Origin of the sequence: Pseudomonas baetica (genome assembly GCF_002813455.1) — a bacterium.
Taxonomy (GTDB): Bacteria; Pseudomonadota; Gammaproteobacteria; order Pseudomonadales; family Pseudomonadaceae; genus Aquipseudomonas; species Aquipseudomonas baetica.
On record NZ_PHHE01000001.1, the window covers coordinates 351004 to 375032 of the forward strand.

General features: G+C 59.4%; 20 protein-coding genes and 1 pseudogene. 10 read left to right on the forward strand and 11 right to left on the reverse strand.

Annotated features, from left to right (window positions below):
* Positions 1-20 precede the first annotated feature (20 nt).
* Positions 21-1451 carry an exodeoxyribonuclease I gene (gene sbcB / locus ATI02_RS01520; protein ID WP_100845257.1) on the forward strand — a complete coding sequence of 477 codons (1431 nt, stop codon included), beginning with the start codon at positions 21-23 and terminating at the stop codon, positions 1449-1451.
* Positions 1452-1550: 99 nt separating this feature from the next.
* On the opposite strand, the gene mvaT is transcribed toward sbcB, so the two are convergent.
* Positions 1551-1928, reverse strand: coding sequence for a histone-like nucleoid-structuring protein MvaT (mvaT, locus tag ATI02_RS01525; protein WP_100845258.1), 378 nt, complete (start codon positions 1926-1928; stop codon positions 1551-1553).
* A gap of 338 nt (positions 1929-2266) precedes the next feature.
* On the opposite strand from mvaT, the gene purU reads away from it, so the two are divergent.
* Together purU and ATI02_RS01535 are read left to right on the forward strand one after the other, a co-directional pair.
* Positions 2267-3115, forward strand: a complete 849-nt coding sequence (purU, locus tag ATI02_RS01530; protein WP_095188003.1) for a formyltetrahydrofolate deformylase — start codon at positions 2267-2269, stop codon at positions 3113-3115.
* Between the two features lie 86 nt (positions 3116-3201).
* Positions 3202-3396 (forward strand): hypothetical protein, encoded by a 195-nt coding sequence (locus tag ATI02_RS01535; RefSeq protein ID WP_100845259.1) that lies wholly within the window; start codon positions 3202-3204, stop codon positions 3394-3396.
* On the opposite strand, the gene gpgF is transcribed toward ATI02_RS01535, so the two are convergent.
* The 5 genes and pseudogenes from gpgF to ATI02_RS33180 form a co-directional block, all read right to left on the reverse strand.
* Positions 3362-4360 (reverse strand): glucosaminyl phosphatidylglycerol flippase, encoded by a 999-nt coding sequence (gpgF, locus tag ATI02_RS01540; protein WP_095188005.1) that lies wholly within the window; start codon positions 4358-4360, stop codon positions 3362-3364. The two genes, ATI02_RS01535 and gpgF, sit on opposite strands and share 35 nt — an antisense overlap.
* Positions 4357-5133, reverse strand: coding sequence for an N-acetylglucosaminyl phosphatidylglycerol deacetylase (gpgD, locus tag ATI02_RS01545; RefSeq protein ID WP_100845260.1), 777 nt, complete (start codon positions 5131-5133; stop codon positions 4357-4359). The genes gpgF and gpgD overlap by 4 nt, the downstream gene beginning before the upstream one ends.
* Positions 5126-6238 (reverse strand): N-acetylglucosaminyl phosphatidylglycerol synthase, encoded by a 1113-nt coding sequence (gpgS, locus tag ATI02_RS01550; protein ID WP_100845261.1) that lies wholly within the window; start codon positions 6236-6238, stop codon positions 5126-5128. Before gpgS ends, gpgD begins: the two co-directional genes overlap by 8 nt.
* 207 nt (positions 6239-6445) lie before the next feature.
* A complete protein-coding gene (locus ATI02_RS33175; protein WP_370872677.1) occupies positions 6446-7210 on the reverse strand; it encodes a methyl-accepting chemotaxis protein in 765 nt (254 codons plus the stop codon).
* A gap of 93 nt (positions 7211-7303) precedes the next feature.
* Positions 7304-8335 (reverse strand): annotated as a pseudogene (locus ATI02_RS33180) (HAMP domain-containing protein); the annotation flags it as partial.
* A 189-nt stretch (positions 8336-8524) separates the two neighbouring features.
* On the opposite strand from ATI02_RS33180, the gene ATI02_RS01560 reads away from it, so the two are divergent.
* A complete protein-coding gene (locus tag ATI02_RS01560) occupies positions 8525-10012 on the forward strand; it encodes a helicase HerA-like domain-containing protein (RefSeq protein ID WP_095188117.1) in 1488 nt (495 codons plus the stop codon).
* A gap of 142 nt (positions 10013-10154) precedes the next feature.
* On the opposite strand, the gene ATI02_RS01565 is transcribed toward ATI02_RS01560, so the two are convergent.
* Complete coding sequence (locus ATI02_RS01565) at positions 10155-10610, reverse strand: DUF721 domain-containing protein (RefSeq protein WP_100845263.1); 456 nt, start codon at positions 10608-10610, stop codon at positions 10155-10157.
* Positions 10611-10919: 309 nt separating this feature from the next.
* Between ATI02_RS01565 and secA the strand changes: the two genes are divergently transcribed.
* The 4 genes from secA (at position 10920) to ATI02_RS01585 (ending at position 16719) form a co-directional block, all read left to right on the forward strand.
* On the forward strand, positions 10920-13655 hold the full coding sequence (gene secA / locus ATI02_RS01570; protein WP_100845264.1) for a preprotein translocase subunit SecA: 2736 nt from the start codon (positions 10920-10922) through the stop codon (positions 13653-13655).
* A 120-nt stretch (positions 13656-13775) separates the two neighbouring features.
* Positions 13776-14993 carry a bifunctional glutamate N-acetyltransferase/amino-acid acetyltransferase ArgJ gene (gene argJ / locus ATI02_RS01575; protein WP_095188011.1) on the forward strand — a complete coding sequence of 406 codons (1218 nt, stop codon included), beginning with the start codon at positions 13776-13778 and terminating at the stop codon, positions 14991-14993.
* Between the two features lie 152 nt (positions 14994-15145).
* On the forward strand, positions 15146-15778 hold the full coding sequence (locus ATI02_RS01580) for a glutathione S-transferase family protein (RefSeq protein ID WP_100845265.1): 633 nt from the start codon (positions 15146-15148) through the stop codon (positions 15776-15778).
* Positions 15775-16719, forward strand: a complete 945-nt coding sequence (locus tag ATI02_RS01585) for a Nudix family hydrolase (protein WP_095188013.1) — start codon at positions 15775-15777, stop codon at positions 16717-16719. Before ATI02_RS01580 ends, ATI02_RS01585 begins: the two co-directional genes overlap by 4 nt.
* Before the next feature lie 194 nt (positions 16720-16913).
* Here the strand turns inward: ATI02_RS01585 and ATI02_RS01590 are convergent, their stop codons facing one another.
* Genes ATI02_RS01590 through ATI02_RS01600 form a run of 3 tightly spaced genes read right to left on the reverse strand, consistent with a single transcriptional unit; the run spans position 16914 to position 20492 of the window.
* Positions 16914-17489, reverse strand: coding sequence for a cob(I)yrinic acid a,c-diamide adenosyltransferase (locus tag ATI02_RS01590; protein WP_095188014.1), 576 nt, complete (start codon positions 17487-17489; stop codon positions 16914-16916).
* Positions 17490-17492: 3 nt separating this feature from the next.
* Positions 17493-19529, reverse strand: a complete 2037-nt coding sequence (locus ATI02_RS01595; RefSeq protein ID WP_100845266.1) for a sensor histidine kinase — start codon at positions 19527-19529, stop codon at positions 17493-17495.
* 45 nt (positions 19530-19574) lie between these two features.
* On the reverse strand, positions 19575-20492 hold the full coding sequence (locus ATI02_RS01600) for a putative 2-dehydropantoate 2-reductase (protein WP_100848415.1): 918 nt from the start codon (positions 20490-20492) through the stop codon (positions 19575-19577).
* Positions 20493-20633: 141 nt separating this feature from the next.
* Between ATI02_RS01600 and ATI02_RS01605 the strand changes: the two genes are divergently transcribed.
* Positions 20634-21119, forward strand: a complete 486-nt coding sequence (locus tag ATI02_RS01605; RefSeq protein WP_042560649.1) for a YajQ family cyclic di-GMP-binding protein — start codon at positions 20634-20636, stop codon at positions 21117-21119.
* A gap of 152 nt (positions 21120-21271) precedes the next feature.
* Positions 21272-22114: a mechanosensitive ion channel family protein gene (locus tag ATI02_RS01610; RefSeq protein ID WP_041068538.1), complete on the forward strand. Its 843-nt coding sequence runs from the start codon at positions 21272-21274 to the stop codon at positions 22112-22114.
* A 230-nt stretch (positions 22115-22344) separates the two neighbouring features.
* Here the strand turns inward: ATI02_RS01610 and ATI02_RS01615 are convergent, their stop codons facing one another.
* Positions 22345-23616, reverse strand: coding sequence for an OprD family porin (locus tag ATI02_RS01615; RefSeq protein ID WP_095188017.1), 1272 nt, complete (start codon positions 23614-23616; stop codon positions 22345-22347).
* Between the last annotated feature and the right edge of the window lie 413 nt (positions 23617-24029).

A 24029-nucleotide genomic window follows, 5' to 3' on the forward strand; every position in this document is an offset into this window, starting at 1 on the left:
CTTCAGTTCAGGAACCGCCCGTGACTTCAATCTTCTGGTACGACTACGAAACCACCGGCATCAATCCCCGTTGCGACCGGCCGCTGCAGGTCGCCGGGATTCGCACCGACCATGAGCTCAACGAAATCGACGAGCCGGTCAATCTCTATTGCCAGCCCAGCGAAGACATCCTGCCGCATCCCGCCGCGTGCGCGATCACCGGCATTACCCCGAGCCAGCTCGCCGCAAAGGGCTTGAGCGAAGCCGACTTCATGACCCGGGTGCACGCACAACTGGCAGCGCCCGGCACCTGTGGTGCGGGTTACAACACCTTGCGTTTCGACGACGAGATGACCCGCTACAGCTTGTACCGCAATTTCTTCGACCCGTACGCCCGCGAATGGCAGGGCGGCAACAGTCGCTGGGATCTGATTGATGTCGTGCGTGCCGCCTATGCGCTGCGCCCGGACGGTCTGGTCTGGCCGACCGATGACGAGGGCCGGGTAACGCTCAAGCTCGAACGCCTGACCGCTGCCAACAACATTGATCACGGCAACGCCCACGAAGCACTGTCCGACGTGCGCGCGACCATCGCGCTGGCGCGGCTGATCCGCGAGAAACAGCCCAAGCTGTATGACTGGCTGTTTCAGTTGCGCAGCAAGCAAAAGGTCATGGATCAGATTCGTCTGTTGCAGCCGCTGGTGCATATTTCCGGGCGTTTCTCAGCGGCGCGCAGTTATGTCGGCGTGGTGCTGCCGCTGGCCTGGCACCCGAAAAACCGCAACGCGTTGATCGTCTGCGACTTGCATCTGGATCCGCAGGGCCTGCTCGATCTGGATGCGCAAACCCTGCGCCAGCGCCTGTACACCCGCCGCGACGACTTGCTTGAGGGCGAGTTGCCGGTGCCGCTCAAGCTGATTCATATCAATCGTTGCCCGGTGGTGGCCCCGTTGGCGGTACTGCGTGCCCAGGATCAGCAGAGGCTCGGTCTGGACATGGCGCTTTATCAGGAACGAGCGCTGCGACTAACTGACGCACAACAAGTTTGGAAAGATAAAGTTGCGGCGATTTATGTCAGCGAAGATTTCACCCCGAGCGAGGATCCGGAACAGCAGTTGTACGACGGATTTATCGGTGACCGCGATCGGCGTCTATGTGAGCAAGTGAGGACAGTCGACCCTGCGCACTTAGCGCAAGAACAATGGCCTTTCGATGATGAACGTTTGCCTGAATTACTCTTTCGCTATCGAGCGCGTAACTTTCCCGACACCTTGAGTTTTGAAGAGCAGGAACGCTGGCGGATATTTTGTCAGCAGCGTTTGTCCGTGCCTGAATGGGGCGCACCGAATACCTTGCAATCTTTTACAGAGGCTGCGGAGCAATGGATGCTTAGTGCGACACCGATGCAGAGAGCGGTACTCGATGAATGGCAGAATTATGTCCAGGCATTACGCAAACGTTTGAATCTTTGAAATCGAACATGACCGCGGGCAAATTCCGTGGATAAAAAAAACGCCAGCTTTCGCTGGCGTTTCTGTTCGCGGCAGATGAGTCTGCGACGGCGCTGCGGCTTAGCCCAGCAGGGTAGCCCAGCCTTCAACCACGTCACCGCCCCACTTGGCTTTCCACTCTTTCAGAGTTTTGTGGTTGCCACCTTTGGTTTCGATGACTTCGCCGTTGTGCGGGTTTTTGTATTGTTTAACTTTGCGGGCACGCTTGGTGCCGGTCGCTTTTACTGCGCCGCCGCGTGGCGCCTTGGTTTTGGATTCTGGATCCAGCAGGGCGATGATGTCACGCAGGGACTTGGAGTATTCGCCCATCAGGGTGCGCAGTTTGCCTTCGAATTCCAGCTCGGTTTGCAGTTTGTCGTCTTGCGACAGGTTCTTCAAACGGGCTTGCAGCTCTTTGATAGCTTCTTCGGTGGCGCGATATTCGTTGATCAAGGACATGGGAACTACCTTATGTGGAGGCTTTGGATGGCAGGGTACAGTGTCGCAATAATAGTCAGGCTGTTTCATCAAGTAAACATTTAACCGGGGTTTTTATTTGAATTAGTTACGAAGAACAGCCGTAAATTGAATGTTCAGTTAAATAGTGTGATGCAGTCAGCACAGATATTCACAATTGCCTGGGCGGCGGTGCCATTGATCGGCCATGACGCAGGTGATTACTCTGCCAAATCAGCATAAGTCGTAAGGACTTTGCTGGCAGTGCTGATCAATACTGCAGTTTTGCTGCGCAGTCGCTAGAATGGCGGCCTTTGCGAAAGTTCTGGAGTTTCCCCCTCATGCGCACTTTTCGGCTGGTGATCTCTTGCCCGGACCGCGTTGGCATTGTTGCCAAAGTCAGTAATTTTCTGGCATCCCACAACGGCTGGATCACCGAAGCGAGCCACCATTCGGACAATCAGGTCGGCTGGTTCTTCATGCGTCACGAAATTCGTGCCGATTCGCTGCCTTTCGGTATTGAAGTCCTGCGCGAGAAGTTTGCGCCGATCGCCGAAGAGTTTTCGATGGACTGGCGTATTACCGACACTGAGCAGAAAAAGCGTGTCGTGCTGATGGCCAGCCGCGAATCCCACTGCCTGGCCGACCTGCTGCACCGCTGGCACAGCGATGAACTGGACTGCGAAATCTCCTGCGTGATTTCCAACCACGACGACCTGCGCAGCATGGTCGAGTGGCACGGCATTCCTTACTACCATGTCCCGGTCAATCCGCAGGACAAGCAACCGGCCTTCGACGAAGTGTCGCGTCTGGTCAAACAGCACGATGCCGAAGTGGTGGTACTGGCGCGCTACATGCAAATCCTGCCGCCGGACATGTGCCGCGAATATGCGCACAAGGTCATCAACATTCACCACAGCTTCCTGCCATCGTTCGTCGGCGCCAAGCCATACCACCAGGCCTCCCTGCGTGGGGTGAAGCTGATCGGTGCGACCTGCCATTACGTGACCGAAGAGCTCGATGCCGGTCCGATCATCGAGCAGGACGTTGTGCGCGTCAGCCACAGCGACAGCATCGAAGACATGGTGCGGTTCGGCCGTGACGTCGAGAAGATGGTGCTGGCACGCGGCTTGCGTTATCACCTGGAAGATCGCGTGCTGGTGCACGGCAACAAGACCGTGGTGTTCTGATCGAACCATTTGACGGTTGAAAAACGAAGGGCTTGGGCGTTGAGTCGTCCAGGCCCTTCGTCGTTTCAGAATCCGAGGACATGCCGATGACCGATCCACTGGACAAAGCCACGTCCAAAGCGCCCGCAACATTGGGCGAGGGCTGTTTGAGTCGCTATGACCCGGATGACATGAGCCCGGAAGATGGCACCGAGTTTCCCGGGGCTGCCGAGTTGTGGGAGCAAATCAAGGACGAACAGCCAGCGCCTAAGAAGCCTGCCGGACCTTCATCAGCTTCCTGAGCAACGGCCGCCCGAGCATCAGCACAAACACCGGCCCGCCCACCACCAGATAGAAATAGAACGTCACCACCCGCCAGATCAGAATCGCCGCCGCCGCGGTGGATTTGCCGACCATGGGCGCCAACAGCGCCGCCGAGGTCAGCTCTGCCGCGCCTGCACCACCGGGCAACAGACTGAACTGTCCGGCGCCCAGCGAAAGCATCTGCACCAGAAAGCTCCACGCCCACTGCAAATCCGCTCCCAGCCCGCGCAGCGCCAGGTACAGCACGCTATAGCGCAGTAGCCAATGCACGCAGGTCAAAGCAAACACTTTGCTCAAGGTCTGCCAAGGCAACTTCAACGTGTCGATAAACGCTGCGAGAAAATGCAGCAGCTTGCGCGCCCAGCGGCGGCGCGTGGCGGGGCGCACGTTCATGCGGGCCAGCAGGCGTCCGCTCAGGCGTATCAGAGGGCGGTGGTAGCGCGCCAGCAGCACGCAACTGCACAAACCGCCGAACAACGACACGGCGCTGACAATCAATAACCATTCCATGCGGTCGCTGAGGTGCTGGAACAGCGCGTAAATCAGAATCCCGCTGAGGGCGCAGAGGAAAAACAGCAAGTCGCTCAACTGATCCATGGCAAACACCGCGCTGCCCCTGGCCGGGCGCACGCCGCAACGGGCGAGCAATGCCATGATCGTCAGCGGCCCGCCGCTGCCGCCGGGTGTCGCGCAATAGGCGAACTCGGCGGCCATGACCACGCCGAGGCTTTTCATCGGCGTGACGCGATCGCGTTGATCACCGAGCAGCAAGCGCAGGCGCAGGGTGTTGATGCCCCAGCACAGCAGGATCATGCCGAACATGATCAGCAGCCAATCCAGCGGAAAGCTTTGCAGGCGCGCCCAGATCTCGCTGCCACCGAGCAGCAGCGGGATCAGCACCGCCGCGAGCAGGCCGATCAACAAGACAATGCCACGACTCATGCGGCGCGTTCCTGTCGATCGCGCTGTTGGGCGAGCCAGTTCACTTTGGTCATCGGTACTCGTCCTTCATTGAGCAGTCGTTCGAGCGTGTTCAGCCAGTAATGGCGGGAGAATTCGTGGCGCATGTCCACCGGGTGCAAGCCTAGCCGAATCACCGGCGCCTGGCGCCACTGCTGTTCGCGCTGGTCGCTGATGATCTTCGATAAACCGCGCCGCCACGCACTGCGGGCACTCCAGACCAGTCCCGGCGCATCGATTGCAGAGAAATCCGGCAAGCGATAAAGATACTGCGGATCACTGGTGTAGCGCAGCGGCAATTGGCGCAGTGCCTCACGCGTGCCGTCGCTCATCAGCCAGGCCGGGGCAACGAAGCCATGCAGCGGCCAGTCGTAGCGCTGAAACAACTCAATGCCGGCGCGCAGTCGGGCGAGAGCGGCGTCGCGAGACAAGCGATAGAACTCGCCTTCATGAGTATAAATGCGCCGCATGAACCAGTCGCGCGGCGTGGTCGGCCGCGGTTCCTGGTCATCATGAAAATAGCCGTGCAGGACCAACTCATCGCCACGGCTGAGGCGCGCGCTCAGTAGTCGGCGCAAATCTGCGTGGGCATCGAGGCTGTCGTGGCGATGGAAATCCGGCACTACCAGCCAGGTCATCGGTACTTCGCCCAAGGCATCGACGGCCTCGACAAACGGTCGATAATCGGCCCAGGTCGACGGGGCCACGTCGTGCAGCACCAGCAGCACGGCCGGGCGATTGAGCGAGTCAGCCATTCGCCACCCGCGGCAAGGTGTGGCCGAGGACGGCGTGATAGTGACTGAGCAGGCTGTCGACCACCGTGTCCCAGGCGTAGTGCCGTTCAACATGCTGGCGCGCTTGCTGACCGAGCTTTGTCACGCCCCTGCTGAACAACTCGCGCACGGCATTGGCCATGGCTTGCGGGTTGTTCGGCGCGCACAGCAGGCCGCAGGGCTCTGTGACAATTTCTTCAAAGGCACCGGCGGCCACCGCCACTACCGGAATGCCGCAGGCCATGGCTTCGAGAATCACCAGACCGAATGTTTCCTGGTCGCCGGCATGCACCAGCGCATCGGCGCTGGCCATCAAGCGTGCGACGGTCGGCGCCGGGCAGAATTCATCGATTACGCTGACGTTATCCGGGACTACGGCGGGCATTGATGAGCCGACCAGCAGCAAGTGATAACGCGGGCCGAGGCGTTGCATGCATTTGAGCAGGATTGGCAGGTTTTTCTCTTTCGAACCGCGCCCGGCGAAGATCAGCAGGCGCGTGTCTTCGGCGATACCCAGTTCGGCCCGCAAGTCCGGGTCGCGGGCGCCGGGGTGAAAGGTTTGCAGATCAACGCCCAACGGCTGTACGAAGACGTTGCGCACGCCCAGGCCTGTGAGCTTGTCCGCCATCACCTGACTTGGCGCAAGCACCCGGTCGAAATTGCCGTAAAGCCTGGTGACATAGGCCTCGACGTTGGGCGTGACCCAATGGCCCATGCGATTACTGACCAACAGCGGCAGGTCGGAGTGATAAAAGCCGATCACCGGCACATCCAGTTGCCGCCGGGCATCCAGCGCCGCCCAGGCGGTGAGGTAGGGATCACCGACTTCGATCAGATCAGGCTGCAAATCCTGCAGGACGTTTCGCCAAGGAGCCAGACGCACAGGGAAGCGATAACCCTTGCCGAAGGGCAGGGCGGGCGCGGGAACCGTGTAGACGCCATCGTGCTCACCAAGGTGGGCGCCGGGGATCAGCAAGCTGTGGCGAATCCGGGGTTTGATCAGCAAACGGCGATGCTTGGCATCCAGATAAGTGCGTACGCCACCGCTGGCCGGGGCGTAGAACATGGTGATGTCGGCGATGTGCACGGTGATCGTCCCTCCGCTGCGTGGGTCTCCCTTGGTTGACCTTTATCCAGAATAGATGTTCGGTCGGGATTGCGCGGTAGGGTGTCAGTAAAGTTCTGCTGCGCTTTGCAGGCCGCCATCGCTAGCAGGCTAGCTCCCACAGGGGATTTGCGACAACACATATCCAATGTGGGAGCCAGCCTGCTGGCGATGAGGGCCGTACAGACTTTAAATGCGGAAACTGCCCACCAACTGCTTCAACCGCGAAGCCTGCTGCTCCAGATCCGAGCAGGCACGCAACGTCGCGTGCAGGTTCTCCACGCCTTCCTGGTTTAGCGTATTGATCTCGGTGATATCGACGTTGATCGACTCGACCACGGCGGTTTGCTCCTCGGTCGCCGTTGCCACCGACTGGTTCATCCCGTCGATCTCGCCAATGCGCTGGGTCACGCTGTTCAAGCGCTCGCCGGCAAGGTTGGCGATTTCTACGCTGTCCTGGCTGTGACGCTGGCTGTCGCTCATGGTGCTCACCGATTCACGGGCGCCGACTTGCAGCTCCTCGATCATGGTCTGCACCTGCTGCGCCGATTCCTGGGTGCGGTGGGCGAGGTTACGCACTTCATCCGCCACCACGGCAAAACCACGGCCGGCCTCACCGGCGCGCGCCGCTTCGATCGCTGCGTTGAGCGCCAGCAGGTTGGTTTGCTGGGAAATGCTGGTGATCACTTCGAGAATCTGGCCGATGTTCACGGTTTTGCTGTTCAGCGACTCAATGTTGCTGCTCGACGCACTGAGCATGCTCGACAGTTGATTCATCGCCTTGATGCTGCGATCCACCACTTGCTGGCCGTCTTCGGCGAGGCCGCGAGCGTCACTGGCCTGGTTCGAAGCTTGCGCGGCATTGCGGGCGATTTCCTGCGCGGCGGCGCCGAGCTGGTTGATCGCGGCGGCGACACTGCTGGTGCGCGAGGCTTGCTGGTCAGAGTTGTACATCGACGAGTTCGACGCCGCGACCACGCGCAGGGCGACTTCGTTGACCTGGCCGGTGGCCGACGACACTTCGCGGATCGAGCGATGAATACGTTCGACGAAGCGGTTGAACGCGGTACCGAGCACACCGAACTCATCGTTATTGACGATGGTCAGGCGCTTGGTCAGGTCGCCTTCGCCATCGGCGATGTCTTCCATGGCGCGGGTCATGACGTGCAGCGGCTGGATCAGGATGCGGATCAACATACCCAGCAGGGCAATAATGATCGCCACGGCAATCACCGTGGCGATCACCGCCGAGGTGCGAAATTCGCTGAGCATCGCAAAGGCTTTGTCCTTGTCCACCGACAGGCCGATGTACCAGTTCACCGATGGCAGGCCCTTGATCGGGGCAAAGGTGACGATGCGGGTCTTGCCATCGACGGTGACTTCGCTGAAGTCGCTGCTGATGCGCGGGGTGTCCTGCGGATAGGCTTCCTTGAGTGATTTCATCACCAAGGCCTTGTCCGGGTGCACCAGAATCTTGCCGTCGGCGCTGACCAGAAACACGTAACCCATGCCGTCGAAGTCCCGGGCGGCGAGGGTGTCGACCAGCGATTGCAGGCTCAAGTCACCGCCGACCACGCCAACGCTCTGGCCAGCCTTTTTCGAAGCAGTGGCGATGGAGATGATCAGTTGGCCGGTGGCCGCGTCGATGTACGGTTCGGTCAGGGTCGAGGTGCTGCTGCTCTCGGCACCTTTATACCAAGGGCGGACGCGTGGATCGAAACCGTCCGGCATCTTCACATCGGGGCGGATGGTGAAGTGACCTGTGGCGTCACCCAGATAGGTTGCCATGAACGTCGAGGTCAGGGATTTCTGTTCCAGCAGGCTGGCGACGGTGGCCGGTTCCGGGTTGATGGCGATGTTCTGGGCCGCGTTCTCGACCAGCAGAATGCGCCCGCTGAGCCAGGTCTGGATGTTGCCGGCGGTGACTTCGCCCATCTCGTTGAGATAGTTGTTCAGGTCATCGCGGATCGCGTTGCGCTGCAACCAGTCGTTGTACAACGTGAAGGAGGCGAAGGCAGCGATGACGATGAGGGCGGCGGCAAGCAAAATTTTATGGCTGAAGCGCAGGTTTTTGTTCATGGCTTGGGGTTCCGCTAAGGTCTTAATGTCCGAGGCGTGCTTTTATAAAGACGTGCAATATGGGCAAGGTTGAAAACAAGCTGATATTTCCGTCTCTCCTTAGGGAAATGTCCGGCCCGACTTTTCAGCCGGCTTCTCGCCTTTATTTATCGGCCACAGCGAATTAAAGATTAAACATTGGGTGACAAAATGCCTGACTCATCGCAACTCGTAATCGGCGCCGATCTCGCCGGGCAACCGATCGCCCAGGCCATGCGCCTGGCCAACCGCCACGGGCTGGTTGCCGGCGCGACCGGTACTGGTAAAACCGTCACTTTGCAGCGTCTGGCCGAAGCCTTCAGCGACGCCGGGGTCGCGGTGTTCGCGGCGGATATCAAGGGTGACCTGTGCGGCCTCGGCGCCGCCGGCAACCCGCAGGGCAAGGTCGCCGAGCGCATCGCTGGCATGCCGTGGCTCAACCACAAGCCGCAGGCTTATCCGGTGACCTTGTGGGACATTCACGGTCAGTCCGGCCATCCGTTACGTACCACGCTGAGTGAAATGGGCCCGCTATTGATCGGCAGCCTGCTGGAACTGACCGACAGTCAGCAATCGGCGCTGTATGCCGCGTTCAAGGTCGCCGATCGCGAAGGCCTGTTGCTGCTGGATTTGAAAGACCTGAAAGCGCTGCTCAATCACCTCAAGGACAATCCGCAACTGTTGGGCGAAGACGCGGCGCTGATGACCACCGGCTCCAGTCAGGCGTTGTTGCGGCGCCTGGCGACTCTGGAACAGCAAGGCGCCGAAGCCTTGTTCGGCGAACCGGCATTGCAGCTCGAAGACATTCTGCAACCCGCCGCCGATGGCCGTGGGCGCATTCATCTGCTCGACGCCAGCCGTCTGGTACACGAGGCGCCGAAGGTTTATGCGACGTTCCTGTTGTGGCTGCTGGCCGAGTTGTTCGAGCAGTTGCCGGAGCGCGGCGATGCCGACAAACCGCTGCTGGCGCTGTTTTTCGATGAGGCGCATTTGTTGTTCGGCGATACACCCAAAGCGTTGCAGGAGCGGTTGGAGCAAGTGGTGCGGTTGATCCGTTCCAAGGGTGTTGGCGTGTATTTCGTCACCCAGTCGCCGGCGGACTTGCCGGATGATGTGCTGGCGCAGTTGGGCCTGCGTGTTCAGCATGGCTTGCGCGCATTCACCGCTAAAGAGCAGAAATCCCTGCGCGCGGTGGCGGATGGGTTCCGGCCGAATCCGGCGTTCGACAGTTTGTCTGTACTGACTGAACTGGGCATCGGTGAGGCACTGGTCGGCACGTTGGCCGAGAAAGGCACCCCGGAAATGGTTCAGCGCGTGCTGGTGGCACCGCCGCAGTCGCGGATCGGGCCGCTGACGGAAACCGAGCGCACGCTGCTGATCGCCGGCTCGCCGTTCAAGGGGCGCTATGACAAGCCGATTGATCGGGAGTCGGCTTATGAAATTCTGATGGGGCGTAAGGGATTGGCGCCGGAGGCTGAAGCCCCTGCCGGAAAACCTGCCGTTGAAGAGCCAAGCCTGGCCGACAGGGCGGGGGAGTTTCTCGGCACGGCCGCCGGGCAAGCGCTGAAATCGGCGATGCGTCAGGCCGCCAACAACCTCGGCAAACAATTGGTGCGCGGCCTGATGGGCTCATTACTCGGTGGCAGCAAACGCCGCTGAGATCATGTTGCAGAAGATCCAATTGTGGGAGCGGGCTTGCTCGCGAAGGCGCCGTGTCAGACGCCACATAGGTTGAATGACACACCGCTTTCGCGAGCAAGCCCGCTCTCACAGTGGACCGGCGCCCACATTTAGATAGATCTCAGGATTTGTCTTTGGCGTGCGCCGCCAGTCGCTCCAGCGCCGCCCGCAATCCCGGATCACTGATCCCGTCTGCCGTCGCCTGGATCGTTGCCGCCGCATCCGTCGACAAATCCATCGTATTGCCGACAACTCCGCGCTGCACCGTCGGCGGCTGCACCTTGAACAGAATCCGCGTCAGGCTGGCGAACTCGTCGAACATCTGCAATTGTCGTTGCAGGCGTTTCTGCTGATAACGCAGGCGCGTGGCCCAGTGGCCGTCGGTGACAATCAACAACAGACTGCCTTCACGCCACGAGGCCACATGGCAGTGTTCGCGGGCGGCGGGTTGCAGTTGGCTTTCAAGCAGGCGTTGCAGATGACCCAGTCGTTGGGCATGGCCGAGAATGGCTTTGAGCGGCTTGGCTTCGCGTAGCAAAACGGCGGGTGCTCTGGCCGTAAGAGGGCGAAACGCCATGATCGAACACCTGAGGTAACAGAAGCGCCATGGTAGCAGAAAGCAGCGAAATCACTCGCCCATTGCTTTTGCACCTGCTTTGCCCATTAAATCAATGACTAACTTCTTGGTTCAATGCCTTGAAGTTGAGCAAAACGCCCCTATTTTAAGTGAGCCCCGTCAAAGCGCAGTGCCAGCATCGTGGAATATCGCCACTTTCCTCACCACCGTTTCCGGGTAGAATGCTCGTTCGCATGCGGCCATGAGGGCTGCACGGGCGACGCTCACGGGGCCGCCCTCCATCCCTTTAGTGTGGAAGATCCTGCCGATATGTTTGCGCCTTTGTTAAAGAAACTTTTTGGAAGCAAGAACGAGCGTGAAGTCAAACGCATGCTCAAGACGGTGCAGCTCGTCAATGCCTTCGAAGAGCAAATGGTGGCCCTTTCGGACGATCAATTGCGCGCCAAGACCGCTGAGTTCAAGGCCCGCATCGCCAAAGGGGAAACCCTCGACAAGCTGTTGCCAGAAGCCTTTGCGGTCGCTCGCGAAGCCGGCAAGCGCGTCATGGGTATGCGCCACTTCGACGTGCAACTCGTCGGCGGCATGACCTTGCATGAAGGCAAGATCGCCGAAATGCGCACCGGTGAGGGTAAAACCCTCGTGGCCACTTTGGGTGTTTACCTCAACGCACTGTCCGGCAAGGGCGTGCACGTTGTGACGGTGAACGACTACCTGGCCCGCCGTGACGCCAACTGGATGCGCCCGCTGTATGAATTCCTCGGCCTGACCGTCGGCGTCGTGACGCCGTTCCAGCCGCCGGAAGAGAAGCGCCAGGCGTACGCCGCCGACATCACCTACGGCACCAACAACGAATTCGGTTTCGACTATCTGCGCGACAACATGGCGTTCAGCATGGAAGAAAAATTCCAGCGCGAACTCAACTTTGCCGTGATCGACGAAGTCGACTCCATCCTCATCGACGAAGCGCGTACCCCGCTGATCATTTCCGGTCAGGCCGAGGACAGCTCCAAGCTGTACATGGAGATCAACAAACTGATCCCGCAGATGGAACTGCACGTCGAAGAAGTCGAAGGCGAAGTCACCAAGGCTGGCCACTACACCGTTGACGAGAAGACCCGTCAGGTCGAGCTCAACGAAGCCGGTCACCAGTTCATCGAAGACATGCTCACCCGCGTCGGCCTGCTGGCTGAGGGCGAGAGCCTGTACTCGGCGCATAACCTGGGCCTGCTGACCCACGTGTATGCCGGTCTGCGTGCGCACAAGCTGTTCAACCGCAACATCGAATACATTGTGCAGGACGGTCAGGTCGTACTGGTCGACGAACACACCGGTCGTACCATGCCGGGCCGTCGTCTCTCCGAAGGCCTGCACCAGGCCATCGAAGCGAAAGAAGGTCTGAACATTCAGGCCGAGAGCCAGACCCTGGCCTCGACCACGTTCCAGAACTACTTCCGTCTGTACACCAAGCTGTCCGGCATGACCGGTACCGCCGACACCGAAGCGTTCGAATTCCACCAGATCTATGGTCTGGAAGTCATGGTCATTCCGCCGAACAAACCGTTGGCGCGTAAAGACTTCAACGACCTGGTGTTCCTGACGGCCGAAGAGAAGTACGCGGCAATCGTGGCTGACATCAAGGAAAGCATGGCCGCTGGGCGTCCTGTGCTGGTGGGTACTGCCACCATCGAAACCTCCGAGCACATGTCCGCATTGCTCGTGAAGGAAGGCATCGAACACAAGGTTCTGAACGCCAAGTTCCACGAAAAAGAAGCCGAGATCATCGCGCAGGCCGGTCGTCCGGGCGCACTGACCATCGCCACCAACATGGCCGGTCGTGGTACCGACATCCTGTTGGGCGGCAACTGGGAAGTTGAAGTTGCTTCGCTGGAAAACCCGACCCCTGAGCAGATCGCGCAGATCAAGGCCGACTGGCAGAAGCGTCACCAGCAAGTGCTGGAGTCCGGCGGCTTGCAGGTCATCGCTTCCGAGCGTCACGAATCCCGTCGTATCGACAACCAGCTGCGTGGTCGTGCCGGTCGTCAGGGTGACGCCGGTTCCAGCCGCTTCTACCTGTCGCTGGAAGACAGCCTGATGCGCATCTTCGCCTCTGACCGGGTGAAGAACTTCATGAAAGCCCTGGGCATGCAGCCGGGCGAAGCGATCGAGCACCGCATGGTGACCAACGCGATCGAGAAGGCGCAGCGCAAGGTTGAAGGCCGCAACTTCGATATCCGTAAGCAATTGCTTGAGTTCGACGACGTCAACAACGAACAGCGTAAAGTGATCTATCACATGCGTAACACGTTGCTGGCCGCCGACAACATCGGTGAAACCATCGCTGATTTCCGTCAGGACGTCCTCAACGCTACCGTCAGCGCCCACATTCCGCCGCAATCGCTGCCTGAGCAGTGGGACGTTGCCGGTCTGGAAGCTTCGCTGGCCAGCGATTTCGGGGTGAAACTGCCGATCCAGCAATGGCTCGACGAAGACGATCACCTGTACGAAGAGACCCTGCGCGAGAAGCTGATGGTCGAGCTGATGGCCGCGTACAACGAGAAAGAAGATCAGGCCGGTGCCGACGCACTGCGCTCGTTCGAGAAGCAAATCGTTCTGCGCGTACTCGACGATCTGTGGAAAGACCACCTGTCGACCATGGATCACCTGCGTCACGGCATCCACCTGCGTGGCTACGCCCAGAAGAATCCGAAGCAGGAATACAAGCGCGAGTCGTTCACGCTGTTCTCCGAACTGCTGGACTCGATCAAGCGCGACTCGATCCGTGTGCTGTCGCACGTTCAGGTTCGCCGCGAAGATCCGGAAGCCGAAGAGCAACGTCTGCGTGAGGAAGCTGAAGCACTGGCCGCCCGCATGCAGTTCGAACACGCTGAAGCGCCAGGTCTGGAGCAACCGGAATTGCTCGGTGAAGAGGTCGATGTGGCCCTCGCCGCCGCACCGGTTCGCAACGAGCAGAAGCTGGGCCGTAACGAACTGTGCTACTGCGGTTCGGGCAAGAAATTCAAGCATTGCCACGGGCAGATTCAGTAAAACCCGTTTCAATCGCTGAAATACCCGCGCCGCGACCGGCTCCTGCCGTCGCGGCGTTTTGCCATTTAAACCACCGCTTTCAAATGGCGGTGCTGACTTCATTGAGTAAGGAGCGCATTCATGGCTGTTGGTCTTGGTCCTTTGCCAACGTTGCACCCGGTTGCCGGTTTTGAACTCGGTATCGCCTCGGCCGGCATCAAGCGCCCCGGGCGCAAGGATGTCGTGGTGATGCGCTGCGCCGAAGGTTCGACCGTGGCGGGCGTGTTCACCCTGAACGCCTTTTGTGCAGCGCCGGTGATCCTCGCGAAAAAACGTGTGCAGAACGCTGTGCGCTACTTGCTGACCAACACCGGTAACGCCAACGCCGGCACCGGCGAGCCAGGCCTGGCCGCTGCCGAACGCACCACCGCCAAGCTCGCGGAGCTGACCGGCGTTGCTGCTGAGCAGATCCTGCCGTACTCCACCGGCGTGATCGGTGAGCCACTGCCGGTCGAGAAGATCGAAGGTGCATTGCAAGCCGCGCTGGACGATCTGTCGGAAAACAACTGGGAAGCGGCCGCTACCGGCATCATGACCACCGACACGCTGCCTAAAGGCGCCAGCCGCCAGTTCCAGCATGACGGCGTGACCATCACCGTCACCGGCATCAGCAAAGGCGCGGGCATGATCCGCCCGAACATGGCAACCATGCTCGGCTACATCGCCACCGACGCCAAAGTTTCCCGAGACGTGCTGCACAACCTGATGCTCGACGGCGCCAACAAGTCGTTCAACCGCATCACCATCGACGGTGACACGTCGACCAACGACTGCTGCATGCTGATTGCCACCGGCAAGGCTGCACTGCCGGAGATCACCCGTGCTGAAGGCGAGCTGTTCGCCAAGTTGAAGCAAGCGGTGTTCGAAGTGTGCATGGACGTGGCCCAGGCCATCGTGCGTGACGGCGAAGGCGCCACCAAGTTTGTCACCGTTGAAGTCAATGGCGGCGGCAATCACCAGGAGTGCCTGGACGTCGGTTACACCGTGGCCCACTCGCCACTGATCAAGACCGCGCTGTTTGCCTCCGACCCGAACTGGGGCCGCATTCTGGCCGCTGTCGGCCGTGCCGGCGTGCCGGATCTGGATGTGAGCAAGATCGACGTGTTCCTTGGCGACGTGTGCATTGCCAGCCGTGGCGCTCGCGCCGCGACCTACACTGAAGCGCAGGGTTCGGCGGTGATGCAGCAGGAAGAAATCACCATCCGCATCGAACTGGGCCGCGGCGATTGCAGCGAAACCATCTGGACCACCGATCTGTCGCATGAATACGTGAAGATCAACGCCGAATACCGCACCTGATCCAAGACCGGGTCGCTTCTTTCGCGAGCAGGCTCGCTCCCACAGGGGATTTGTGACAACACGATCCAATGTGGGAGCGAGCCTGCTCGCGAAGACGGCAGCTCAAGTATGCAAGTCTCCAGGTTTCTCCACTGACGAAAAGGCGCCACACCATGTCCTTGCACCTGATCATCGGCGACAAACTGCTTTCCTCCTGGTCCCTGCGCGCCGCCCTGGCGCTGGAACTGACCGGCGCGCCCTACACCGAAGAACTGATCAAACTCGGCAAGCCCGACACCCGCGAGCGTCTGCTCAAGCATTCGCCGACTGCCAAAGTGCCCCTGCTGAAGACCACGCGTGGCACCGTGGCAGATTCGCTGGCGATTGCCGAATATCTTGCCGAGCAGTTCCCGTCCGAACAGCTTTGGCCTGGCGATATTTACGCCCGTGCCCAGGCCCGATCCGCCTGCGCGCAAATGCACAGCGGCTTCTTCGTCATGCGCAATCACATGCCGTTCAACCTGAGCCACAACGCACCGCTGAACCCGGTGCCGCCTGAAGTGAAGGTCGATATCGAGCGCATGCTCGCACTGTGGGCCGAATGCCGTGCAGCGGCCAGCGAAGACGGGCCTTATCTGTTTGGCCGCGTAAGCCTGGCCGATGCGTTTTTCGCGCCGATTGCCGTTCGTCTGCGCACCTATCAGGTGAAGCTGCCGGCCGCCGACGAAGCCTATGTTGAAACCATCTACCAATGGCCTGCCTTCAAGGCATGGCAGCAGGCCGGACTGGAGGAGTTGAACCCGTGAAACGCGTACACGTCGCCGCTGCCGTCATTCGTGATGACAGCGGCAAAATCCTCATCGCTCGCCGTGCCGACACTCAGCATCAGGGCGGCTTGTGGGAGTTTCCCGGCGGCAAGGTCGAGGCTGACGAGTCGGTCGAAACCGCGCTCGCCCGAGAGCTGCACGAAGAGTTGGGCATCGTTGTAGGCAGCGCCCGGCCATTGATCAAGATTCGTCACGATTACCCGGACAAGCAGGTTTTGCTGGACGTCTGGGAAGTCTCGAGCTTTAGCGGCGAACCTCACGGTGCTGAGGGCCAGCCATTGGCTTGGGTAACGGCGAAGGAGCTGGCGAATTATGAGTTCCCGGCGGCCAACGACCCGATTGTTGCGGCGGCGCGGTTGCCCGCTGAATACCTGATCACCCCGGAGGATCTGGAGGCGCCGGCCCTGCTGCGTGGCATCCAGAAGGCGATTGCCGGCGGGATCAAGCTGATCCAGTTGCGGGCGCCAAATGGCTACGACCCGAAGTATCGCGATCTGGCGGTGGATGCGGCCGGTCTTTGCGCAGGCAAGGCGCAGTTGATGATCAAGGGGCCGTTCGAATGGCTCGGTGATTTCCCGTCTGCGGGGTGGCACATCACGTCCGCGCAGTTGCGTAAATACGCAGCGGCAGGGCGCCCATTGCCGGCAGAGCGTTGGTTGGCGGCGTCTTGCCACAATGCCGAAGAACTGGCACTGGCCGAGCAGATGGGCGTGGATTTCGTCACCCTGTCGCCGGTGCAGCCGACCTTGACTCACCCGGATGCGCAGCCGTTGGGTTGGGAACAGGCTTCGGCGTTGATCGAGGGATTCAGTAAGCCGGTGTTTTTATTGGGCGGGGTTGGTCCGGCTGAGCGTGAGAAGGCCTGGAGCCATGGGGCTCAGGGTGTGGCGGGGATTCGGGCGTTCTGGCCTGAGGCCTGATTGTGTATCGAGGCTACTGGCCTCTTCGCGAGCAAGCCCGCTCCCACAGTTGACCGTGTTCCTTCAGTTGGAATGCAATCAAACGTGGGAGCGAGCAAGCCCTCTCCCACAGTTGACCGTGTTCCTTCAGTTGGAATGCAATCAAATGTGGGAGCGGGCTTGCTCGCGAAGGCGTCCTTCAAATCGCTGCAAATCTAAGGTTTGGCCGCAGGCTGCCACAGAATCTCCGCAATCCCTTGGCGCCGCGCAATCACCCTTGCCACCACAAACAACAAATCCGACAACCGATTGATATACGCCAGGCCAACCCCGGCCAACGGTTCAGTCGCATTCAAATGCTGACACCGGCGCTCGGCACTCCGCGCCAGGCTGCGGCACACATGGGCCTGAGCAATCAGCATCGAGCCGCCCGGCAAAATGAAATTCTCCAGCGGCCCCAACTCTTCATTCCATACATCGATCGCCGCTTCCAGCCGTTCGATTTCCGCCGCGTTCAGCGCTTGATATTCAGGCATCGCCAACTCGCCGCCCAAATCGAACAACCGATGCTGACAAGGCGCCAACACTTCGATCAGTTCATTCAAACCCGGACAGGCCTCACGTTCGGCAATCAACCCGGCCAGCAACACGCCGACCTGACTGTTCAGCGTATCGACTTCACCAATCGCTTCGATGCGCGGGTGATCCTTCGGCACGCGGCGGCCATCGCCCAGGCCGGTTTCACCTTTGTCGCCGGTGCGGGTGTAGATCTTCGACAGGCGAAAGCCCATGGGTTACCTCGATAGTTGATTGGTTTCTGTGGCGACGGGAGTGGGCTGCGCCAGCGGCAGGCGCAAGGTGAAGCATGTGCCTTGCCCCGGCGCCGACTGCACTTCCATCTGCCCTTTGTGATTGTTGGTGATGATGAAGTACGACACCGACAGGCCAAGACCGGTGCCCTGGCCGATTTCCTTGGTGGTGAAGAACGGCTCGAAAGTACGTTTGCGCACGTTCTCGCTCATGCCGATGCCGTTGTCCTCGACCTGAATCTCGGCCCACGGCGGATTGAGCCTGGTGCGCAGGATGATTCGCCCCGGTTCGCTGTCCTCTTCGCGCTGGTGAATCGCCTGGGCGGCGTTTTTCAGCAGGTTGAGCAGCACTTGTTCCAGTTCGTTGGCGGTGCCCGGCACTGGCCCGAGCGCCGGGTCGAACTGACGAATGATCGCCTGACCCTTGAAGTCAAAACCGATGGCCAGATCGAAATCGTTGCCAGCGATCTCCACCGCTTGATCGATCAGCGCCGGCAAGTCGCAAGGGGCCATTTGCCGCGTACTGCGGCGACTGAAACTGAGCATGTGGGTGACGATTTTCGCCGCCCTTGCGCCGGCCTGTTGAATGCCATCGAGCAGTTGCGGGACTTCGCGGCCTTGCAGGTAGCGATTGACGGTATCCAGTTCGATGCCCAGTTGCTCAGCGGTTTCGAGGTTTTTCGGCAGGTCTGTCGACAGGCGTCGGCGGATGTTCTGCACGTTGTGCAGGATCGCGCCCAGCGGGTTGTTGATTTCGTGGGCCATGCCCGCCGCGAGGCCACCGACCGAGAGCATTTTCTCCGACTGCACCATCATTTCTTCCAGTGACAGGCGCTGGGTGATGTCGTCGATACGGATCACCACGCCACGCCCGGCGCCGCCCATCAGCGGATAGAACGTCAGGGCGTAATGCTTGGGTTCGTCGTCCTTGAACCACGTCACCCGTTCAATCTTCGCCACCGTGTGTTGCTCGACGGTCTGCTTGAGCTGCGGCAAAAACGGCTTGAGCGGTTCGAACGCGAGAAAGATCGGCTGGTTCAGCGCTTCGTCCAGGCGTGTGCCGGAGAGGGCGCTGGCTTCCTGATTCCATTGGGTGACGTAGAGCTGCTCGTCGAGGGCGATCAGCGCCGAAGGCATGGAGTCGATGATGCTGTTGAGGTAGTTCTGGAAGCCGGTGAGTTTCTTTTCGATCTTGCTGCGCACCTGAACTTCCAGTTCCAGTTTGCGGTTGGTGTGGCGGGTTTCTTCTGCCAGCCCCTGCGCCTGATCGTAAGCGGCTTGCGAGTCATCGCGGGCGCGCTTGAGTTGCTGCTCACGGGCTTCGATGCGCGACAGCATGGTATTGAACGCCTCGGCGAGGCTGCCGATTTCGTCGTGGTTACCGCGCGAGGCGCGCAGGGCATAGTTCTCTTCGCGGGTGACCTGGCGAGACAACTCTTCCAGTTGATGGATCGGGCGGGTGATCAGGCGTTTGATCTGCCGGGCAATCACCAGCCACAGCAGCACACTGAAGATCAGAATGCCGAGACTCGCCGTCAGCGTGCCGGTGTAGAACGCCATCGGCAGTTCGCTGCTGGCCACCAGCAACAGATGGCCCGGCGCGGTGCCAGGGCGGGGCAGGGTGATCAACTGGTTACTGCGAAATTCGGTGAGCTGCCAGGCTTCGATGTGCCGGTAACGCTCCGGCAGGCTGAGTTTTTCGCCGTGTTGTACTTGCGCCAGGCGCTCGCCCTTGCCGTCATAGAGGGCAGCAGCGCGTAACGGCGAATAGCTGTCGAGCTCCTTGAGCAGACGTTCGGCGCTTTGCGGTGATTGCAGGGCTTCGCTGACCAGACTGGGGTTGGAGATCAGTCGGCCGATGGTCTGCAAGGCCTGCGGGGCCATGCTTTCCTGGGAAATGTAATAGGCGGCGCTGATAAAGGTCAGGTTAGCGACCAGCAGAACAGTGGTCATCAGCACCAGCAGGGCGGCCAGCAGTTTCTGGCCGACCGGCAGGTTTTCAAGGCGCTGGCGCAATGGCATCAGGTTTATCGCAGCAAAGGAACAAGTGGCCAGCGTAGCCGCTGCTCAGTCGCTGGGCAATCCGAGGCTGTGCAGATGCGCGACCAGGCGTTGCTGTAATTGATTCAGATGCGGCAGATTCAACTGGTGACGCGCAGCGACTTTGCAGGCGTGGCCCAACAGATAGCTGATCTCGGTGCGGCGTTGATTGGCGACGTCCTGGTACATCGATGAGTAGTTGGCGGCGGTGGCCAGGATCACCCGTTCGACTTCCTGTTGCAGATTGTCGGCCGCTGCCGGTTGGCCGCAGCGCTGCAGTAACTCGGCCAGTTCCGCGCACAGCGTGGCGACTTCGCAATGATGCGCCTGCAATCCGCCGTTGCGGCAGTTATGCAGCACGGTCAGCGGATTGATCGCGCAGTTGAGCGCCAGCTTGCGCCACAGCCGGGTGAGGATGTCGGTGCTCCACTCGTGAGGGATTTTTGCGGCTTGCAGATCATCCAGCCAGATCGGCGCGACCGGATGCGCGACATCGCCGAGCCAGGTGTAACCGTGGCCGGCGAACACCACGCGCCAGTCGCCATCGCGAAAAGCGCCTTCGGTGCTGGAGGCGCTGATACAGCGGGCGTGCGGCACTCGCGCGGCGACGGCGTCCTGACTGCCGAGACCGTTTTGCAGCAGGATCAGTTCGGCATCCGCTGCCAGTCGTGGCGCGAGGAGGGCGACTGCGCTTTCGGCATCGTAGGCTTTGCAGGCCACCAGCAGGCGCCGGATCGGTTGCGGGCTGTCCGGGGTTTCGCCGGGAACTGAATAAGTGCTGGCGTGTCCCTGTTCCACGAGCGTCAAACCACCTGCCGCGTTATAGCTGCGCAAGCGCATCGCGTCGCGCACGATCAGCCTGACCGGCAACCCGGCCCGGGCCAGACGTGTCGCCCATAGAGTGCCGAGACTGCCGGCGCCGAGAACATGCCAGGGGGTAGACATCAGTTTTTTGCTCGAATGGTTGCAGGCATGTGCGGCTCGCCGTGTCGACAGGAAAAGACCCGTTATAATGAGCCCGATTTTAACCGCAAGCCAAGCGCGCTCCATCCCCATCGAGCGCGCCTTTTTATTGGAGAAGATTACATGCCGTCGTTCGACGTGGTATCCGAACTGGACAAACACGAACTCACCAACGCGGTCGAGAACGCCGTGAAGGAACTCGATCGTCGCTATGACCTGAAAGGCAAAGGCAGCTTCGAGTTCAAGGAAAAGGACCTCACCGTCAGCCTGACCGCTGAAGCCGGGTTCCAGCTGGAAGCGATGATCGAAATCCTCAAGCTGGCGCTGGTCAAGCGCAAGATCGACGTACAGTGCCTTGAAGTCAAAGACGAGTACGCCTCGGGCAAGCTGATGAAGCAGGACGCCGTGCTCAAGGAAGGCATCGACAAGGAGCTGGCGAAGAAAATCGTCGGCCACATCAAGGACGCCAAGCTCAAAGTGCAGGCCGCCATTCAGGGCGAGCAGGTACGTGTGACGGGCAAGAAGCGTGATGACCTGCAAGAAGCCATTGCGGCCCTGCGTGCCAAGGAATTCGGCATGCCACTGCAGTTCAACAACTTCCGCGACTAAGCTCGGTCAGATGACCTGTGGGAGCGGGCTTGCTCGCGAAAGCGGTGGGTCATTCAGCTAATGAGTTGACTGACACACCGCTTTCGCGAGCAAGCCCGCTCCCACATTTGTTTTGAATACACCCCGGGTAGCCGGAAATCAGGAGATAGAACATGGATTTGAATGCTGAGGTAGACAACCTGGTCAAGGCATCCCAGGCGTGGATTCCGATGATCATGGAATACGGCAGCCGCGTGCTGCTGGCAGTGATCACGCTGGCCATTGGCTGGTGGCTGATCAACAAGGTCACGCAAAAACTCGGCGGCCTGCTGGCTCTGCGTAACGCTGATCTGGCCCTGCAAGGCTTTATCAGCAGCCTGGCGAACATCATTCTCAAGGTGCTGCTGATTGTCAGCGTCGCTTCGATGATCGGCGTTGAAACCACCTCGTTCGTTGCTGCGATCGGTGCGGCCGGTCTGGCCATCGGTCTGGCCTTGCAGGGCAGCCTGGCGAACTTCGCCGGTGGCGTGCTGATTCTGCTGTTCCGTCCATTCCGTATTGGTGACTGGATTGAAGCGCAGGGTGTGGCGGGGACTGTCGACAGCATCCAGATTTTCCACACGGTGCTGCGTACCGGCGATAACAAGACCATCATCGTGCCAAACGGCAACCTGTCGAACGGCATCATCACCAACACCAACCGTCAGCCAACCCGTAAGGTTGTGTTCGATGTGGGTGTGGATTACGAAGCTGATCTGCAAAAGGCCCGTCAGGTGCTGCTGGATCTGGCCAAGGATGAGCGCGTATTGCAGGATCCGGCGCCACAGGCCGTGATTTCGACCTTGGGTGACAGTTCGATCACCGTTTCCCTGCGTGTGTGGGTTAAAACCGCAGACTATTGGGATGTGATGTTCATGTTTAACGAGCAGTCTCGTGATCGTTTAAAGACTGCAGGGATTGATATTCCTTTTCCGCAGCGAGTTATTCGTGTGGTTCAGGAAACTGCTACACAGTAAGCGTTTTGTTACTTGGCATGCTGGTCAAGTAGTCAATTAAACCCGAGAGAAGCACTGTCTCTCGGGTTTTTTTATTATTCTCGGTAAAGGTGTGCATGACTTATATAATTAGCTTGCTATACAAAATTGATTAGGTTGCTATTGAGTTTACAAAAAAAAACCGCTCACCTGTGAGGGGGAGCGGTTCATGTTACAGCAAGGCTCTACAGTACAGCCGAATTACATCCGGATTACAGGATGCTCAGCGGGTACTCAACGATCAGACGCAGGTCGTTGTTGTCGCCACCATTGTAAGCAGTGTTGGAACGGTACCAGGCGCTACGCAGGCGGAAGGACAGGTCTTTGGCCGGACCATTCTGCATGACGTATTTGGTTTCGAAGTCCAGCTCGTGTTCCTTGCCTTCTTCAGCACCGGTAGAGATGTTGTCGCCTTTGACGTAACGGGTCATGAAGCTCAGGCCCGGTACGCCGTAGGTTTTCATGTTCAGGTCGTAGCGACCCTGCCACGAACGCTCGTCTGCGCCGTTGAAGTCGGAGTATTGAATGGAGTTGGCGAGGAAAATGGTGCCGCCGCCGTCTACGCCGTACACGTAACCGGTATCGCCGGTCGAACGCTGGTGAGCGATGGTGAACTTGTGGGCGCCGATGCTGTAAGCGGCAGCCAGGGACCAGATACGGTTGTCGATATCGCCCGACAGTTCCTGACCTTGGCTCTTGCTCTTGTACCCGTTGAAGTCGAAGTTCAGCGATTGTTCATCGTTGATCGGCAGGGTGTAGTTGGCGTTGAGGTACTGCTTCTTGAAGTGGTCATCCACGTCGGAAGCCGCAACGCCCGCGACAAAGTTGTCGGTGAACTGGTAGGTTGCACCACCGATGTTGGCAGATTTCAGGCCGCCATCAACGATAGTGTCATGGCCCATGCCGGTCTGGGAGCTCATCGCGGTGAAGCGACCAGCGCTCAGCTCAAGCCCAGGGATTTCCTTGGAAACGAGCAAGGTACCGGTAGTGGCTTCAGGCAGCAAACGGCTGTCGTCGGTGGAGAAAACCGGGCTGGCAACGAACTGGTCGCCATATTTCAATACGGTGTTGGACAGGCGGAATTTGACTGCACCACCCGCTTTGGATTGGGTGTCCTCTGGAACGCCATCGCTATCGGTGGCGAACAAGCCGTTGCCGGTGCGGCCGCGGCCGCTGTCGAGCTTGATAGAGCCCAGACCGAAAGCGTCAACACCGACACCGATGGTGCCTTGAGTGAAGCCGGATTCGAAAATGGCGTGCATGCCAATACCGGTTTCTTCGCGATAGCCTTGACGCTCACCCGATGGACTGGTTTTCAAGTTTTCATTCTTGAAATCACGGTTCATATACAGCATGCGGGTTTTTACATTGAAGCTACTGTCTTCAACGAAGCCTTTGGAATCATCCTGGGCGGACGCCATTGCGAACTGCGAGGTGCCTGCTGAAACAGCCAGGGCGATCATGCTCCACTTCATCACGCGCATCGTGATTTGCTCCTTTGGTTTTTAGAAGAGTACTGCCGTCCCACCTGTTTTATTATCTGGGCGGCTCTTTCTTTTTGTGTCGGCGCAAACTTATATCACGCCGACATTGTTGGCGATACTTGCGAATCCAACCTTTCACCTTCTTTACGACGCTGTCGCAGACGGCTTTGTAGATGTCGCAAATTCACAGTACCGATGCAACCGGACCGACAACTTTCTAGCTGTTTTTTTTGCCGTTTGCATTGCTAAAAAAGAGTCCCTGGCAAAACACTTGAATCTCCATCGGGCAACCCTGCCACTGTTTTTGTTGGGCTTGAGGCCTCCACTTCTCGTGGTGCGCTTATAGCCCATATGAGTACGAATGCAACAACCGTGCACAAACCGCGATGTCGCTGCGGTTATTTTTCTGCGCA

What these genes read in the sequence shown, in the direction of transcription:
- ATI02_RS33175 (WP_370872677.1), bottom strand. Translation starts at nt 7,210, where the DNA reads ATGTACAACTCTGACCAGCAAGCCTCGCGCACCAGCAGTGTCGCCGCC.
- secA (WP_100845264.1), top strand. Translation starts at nt 10,920, where the DNA reads ATGTTTGCGCCTTTGTTAAAGAAACTTTTTGGAAGCAAGAACGAGCGT.
- ATI02_RS01535 (WP_100845259.1), top strand. Translation starts at nt 3,202, where the DNA reads ATGACCGATCCACTGGACAAAGCCACGTCCAAAGCGCCCGCAACATTG.
- gpgD (WP_100845260.1), bottom strand. Translation starts at nt 5,133, where the DNA reads ATGGCTGACTCGCTCAATCGCCCGGCCGTGCTGCTGGTGCTGCACGAC.
- ATI02_RS01590 (WP_095188014.1), bottom strand. Translation starts at nt 17,489, where the DNA reads ATGGGCTTTCGCCTGTCGAAGATCTACACCCGCACCGGCGACAAAGGT.
- purU (WP_095188003.1), top strand. Translation starts at nt 2,267, where the DNA reads ATGCGCACTTTTCGGCTGGTGATCTCTTGCCCGGACCGCGTTGGCATT.
- ATI02_RS01595 (WP_100845266.1), bottom strand. Translation starts at nt 19,529, where the DNA reads ATGCCATTGCGCCAGCGCCTTGAAAACCTGCCGGTCGGCCAGAAACTG.
- ATI02_RS01600 (WP_100848415.1), bottom strand. Translation starts at nt 20,492, where the DNA reads ATGTCTACCCCCTGGCATGTTCTCGGCGCCGGCAGTCTCGGCACTCTA.
- ATI02_RS01565 (WP_100845263.1), bottom strand. Translation starts at nt 10,610, where the DNA reads ATGGCGTTTCGCCCTCTTACGGCCAGAGCACCCGCCGTTTTGCTACGC.
- ATI02_RS01560 (WP_095188117.1), top strand. Translation starts at nt 8,525, where the DNA reads ATGCCTGACTCATCGCAACTCGTAATCGGCGCCGATCTCGCCGGGCAA.
- ATI02_RS01610 (WP_041068538.1), top strand. Translation starts at nt 21,272, where the DNA reads ATGGATTTGAATGCTGAGGTAGACAACCTGGTCAAGGCATCCCAGGCG.
- ATI02_RS01615 (WP_095188017.1), bottom strand. Translation starts at nt 23,616, where the DNA reads ATGCGCGTGATGAAGTGGAGCATGATCGCCCTGGCTGTTTCAGCAGGC.
- ATI02_RS01605 (WP_042560649.1), top strand. Translation starts at nt 20,634, where the DNA reads ATGCCGTCGTTCGACGTGGTATCCGAACTGGACAAACACGAACTCACC.
- argJ (WP_095188011.1), top strand. Translation starts at nt 13,776, where the DNA reads ATGGCTGTTGGTCTTGGTCCTTTGCCAACGTTGCACCCGGTTGCCGGT.
- ATI02_RS01580 (WP_100845265.1), top strand. Translation starts at nt 15,146, where the DNA reads ATGTCCTTGCACCTGATCATCGGCGACAAACTGCTTTCCTCCTGGTCC.
- gpgF (WP_095188005.1), bottom strand. Translation starts at nt 4,360, where the DNA reads ATGAGTCGTGGCATTGTCTTGTTGATCGGCCTGCTCGCGGCGGTGCTG.
- mvaT (WP_100845258.1), bottom strand. Translation starts at nt 1,928, where the DNA reads ATGTCCTTGATCAACGAATATCGCGCCACCGAAGAAGCTATCAAAGAG.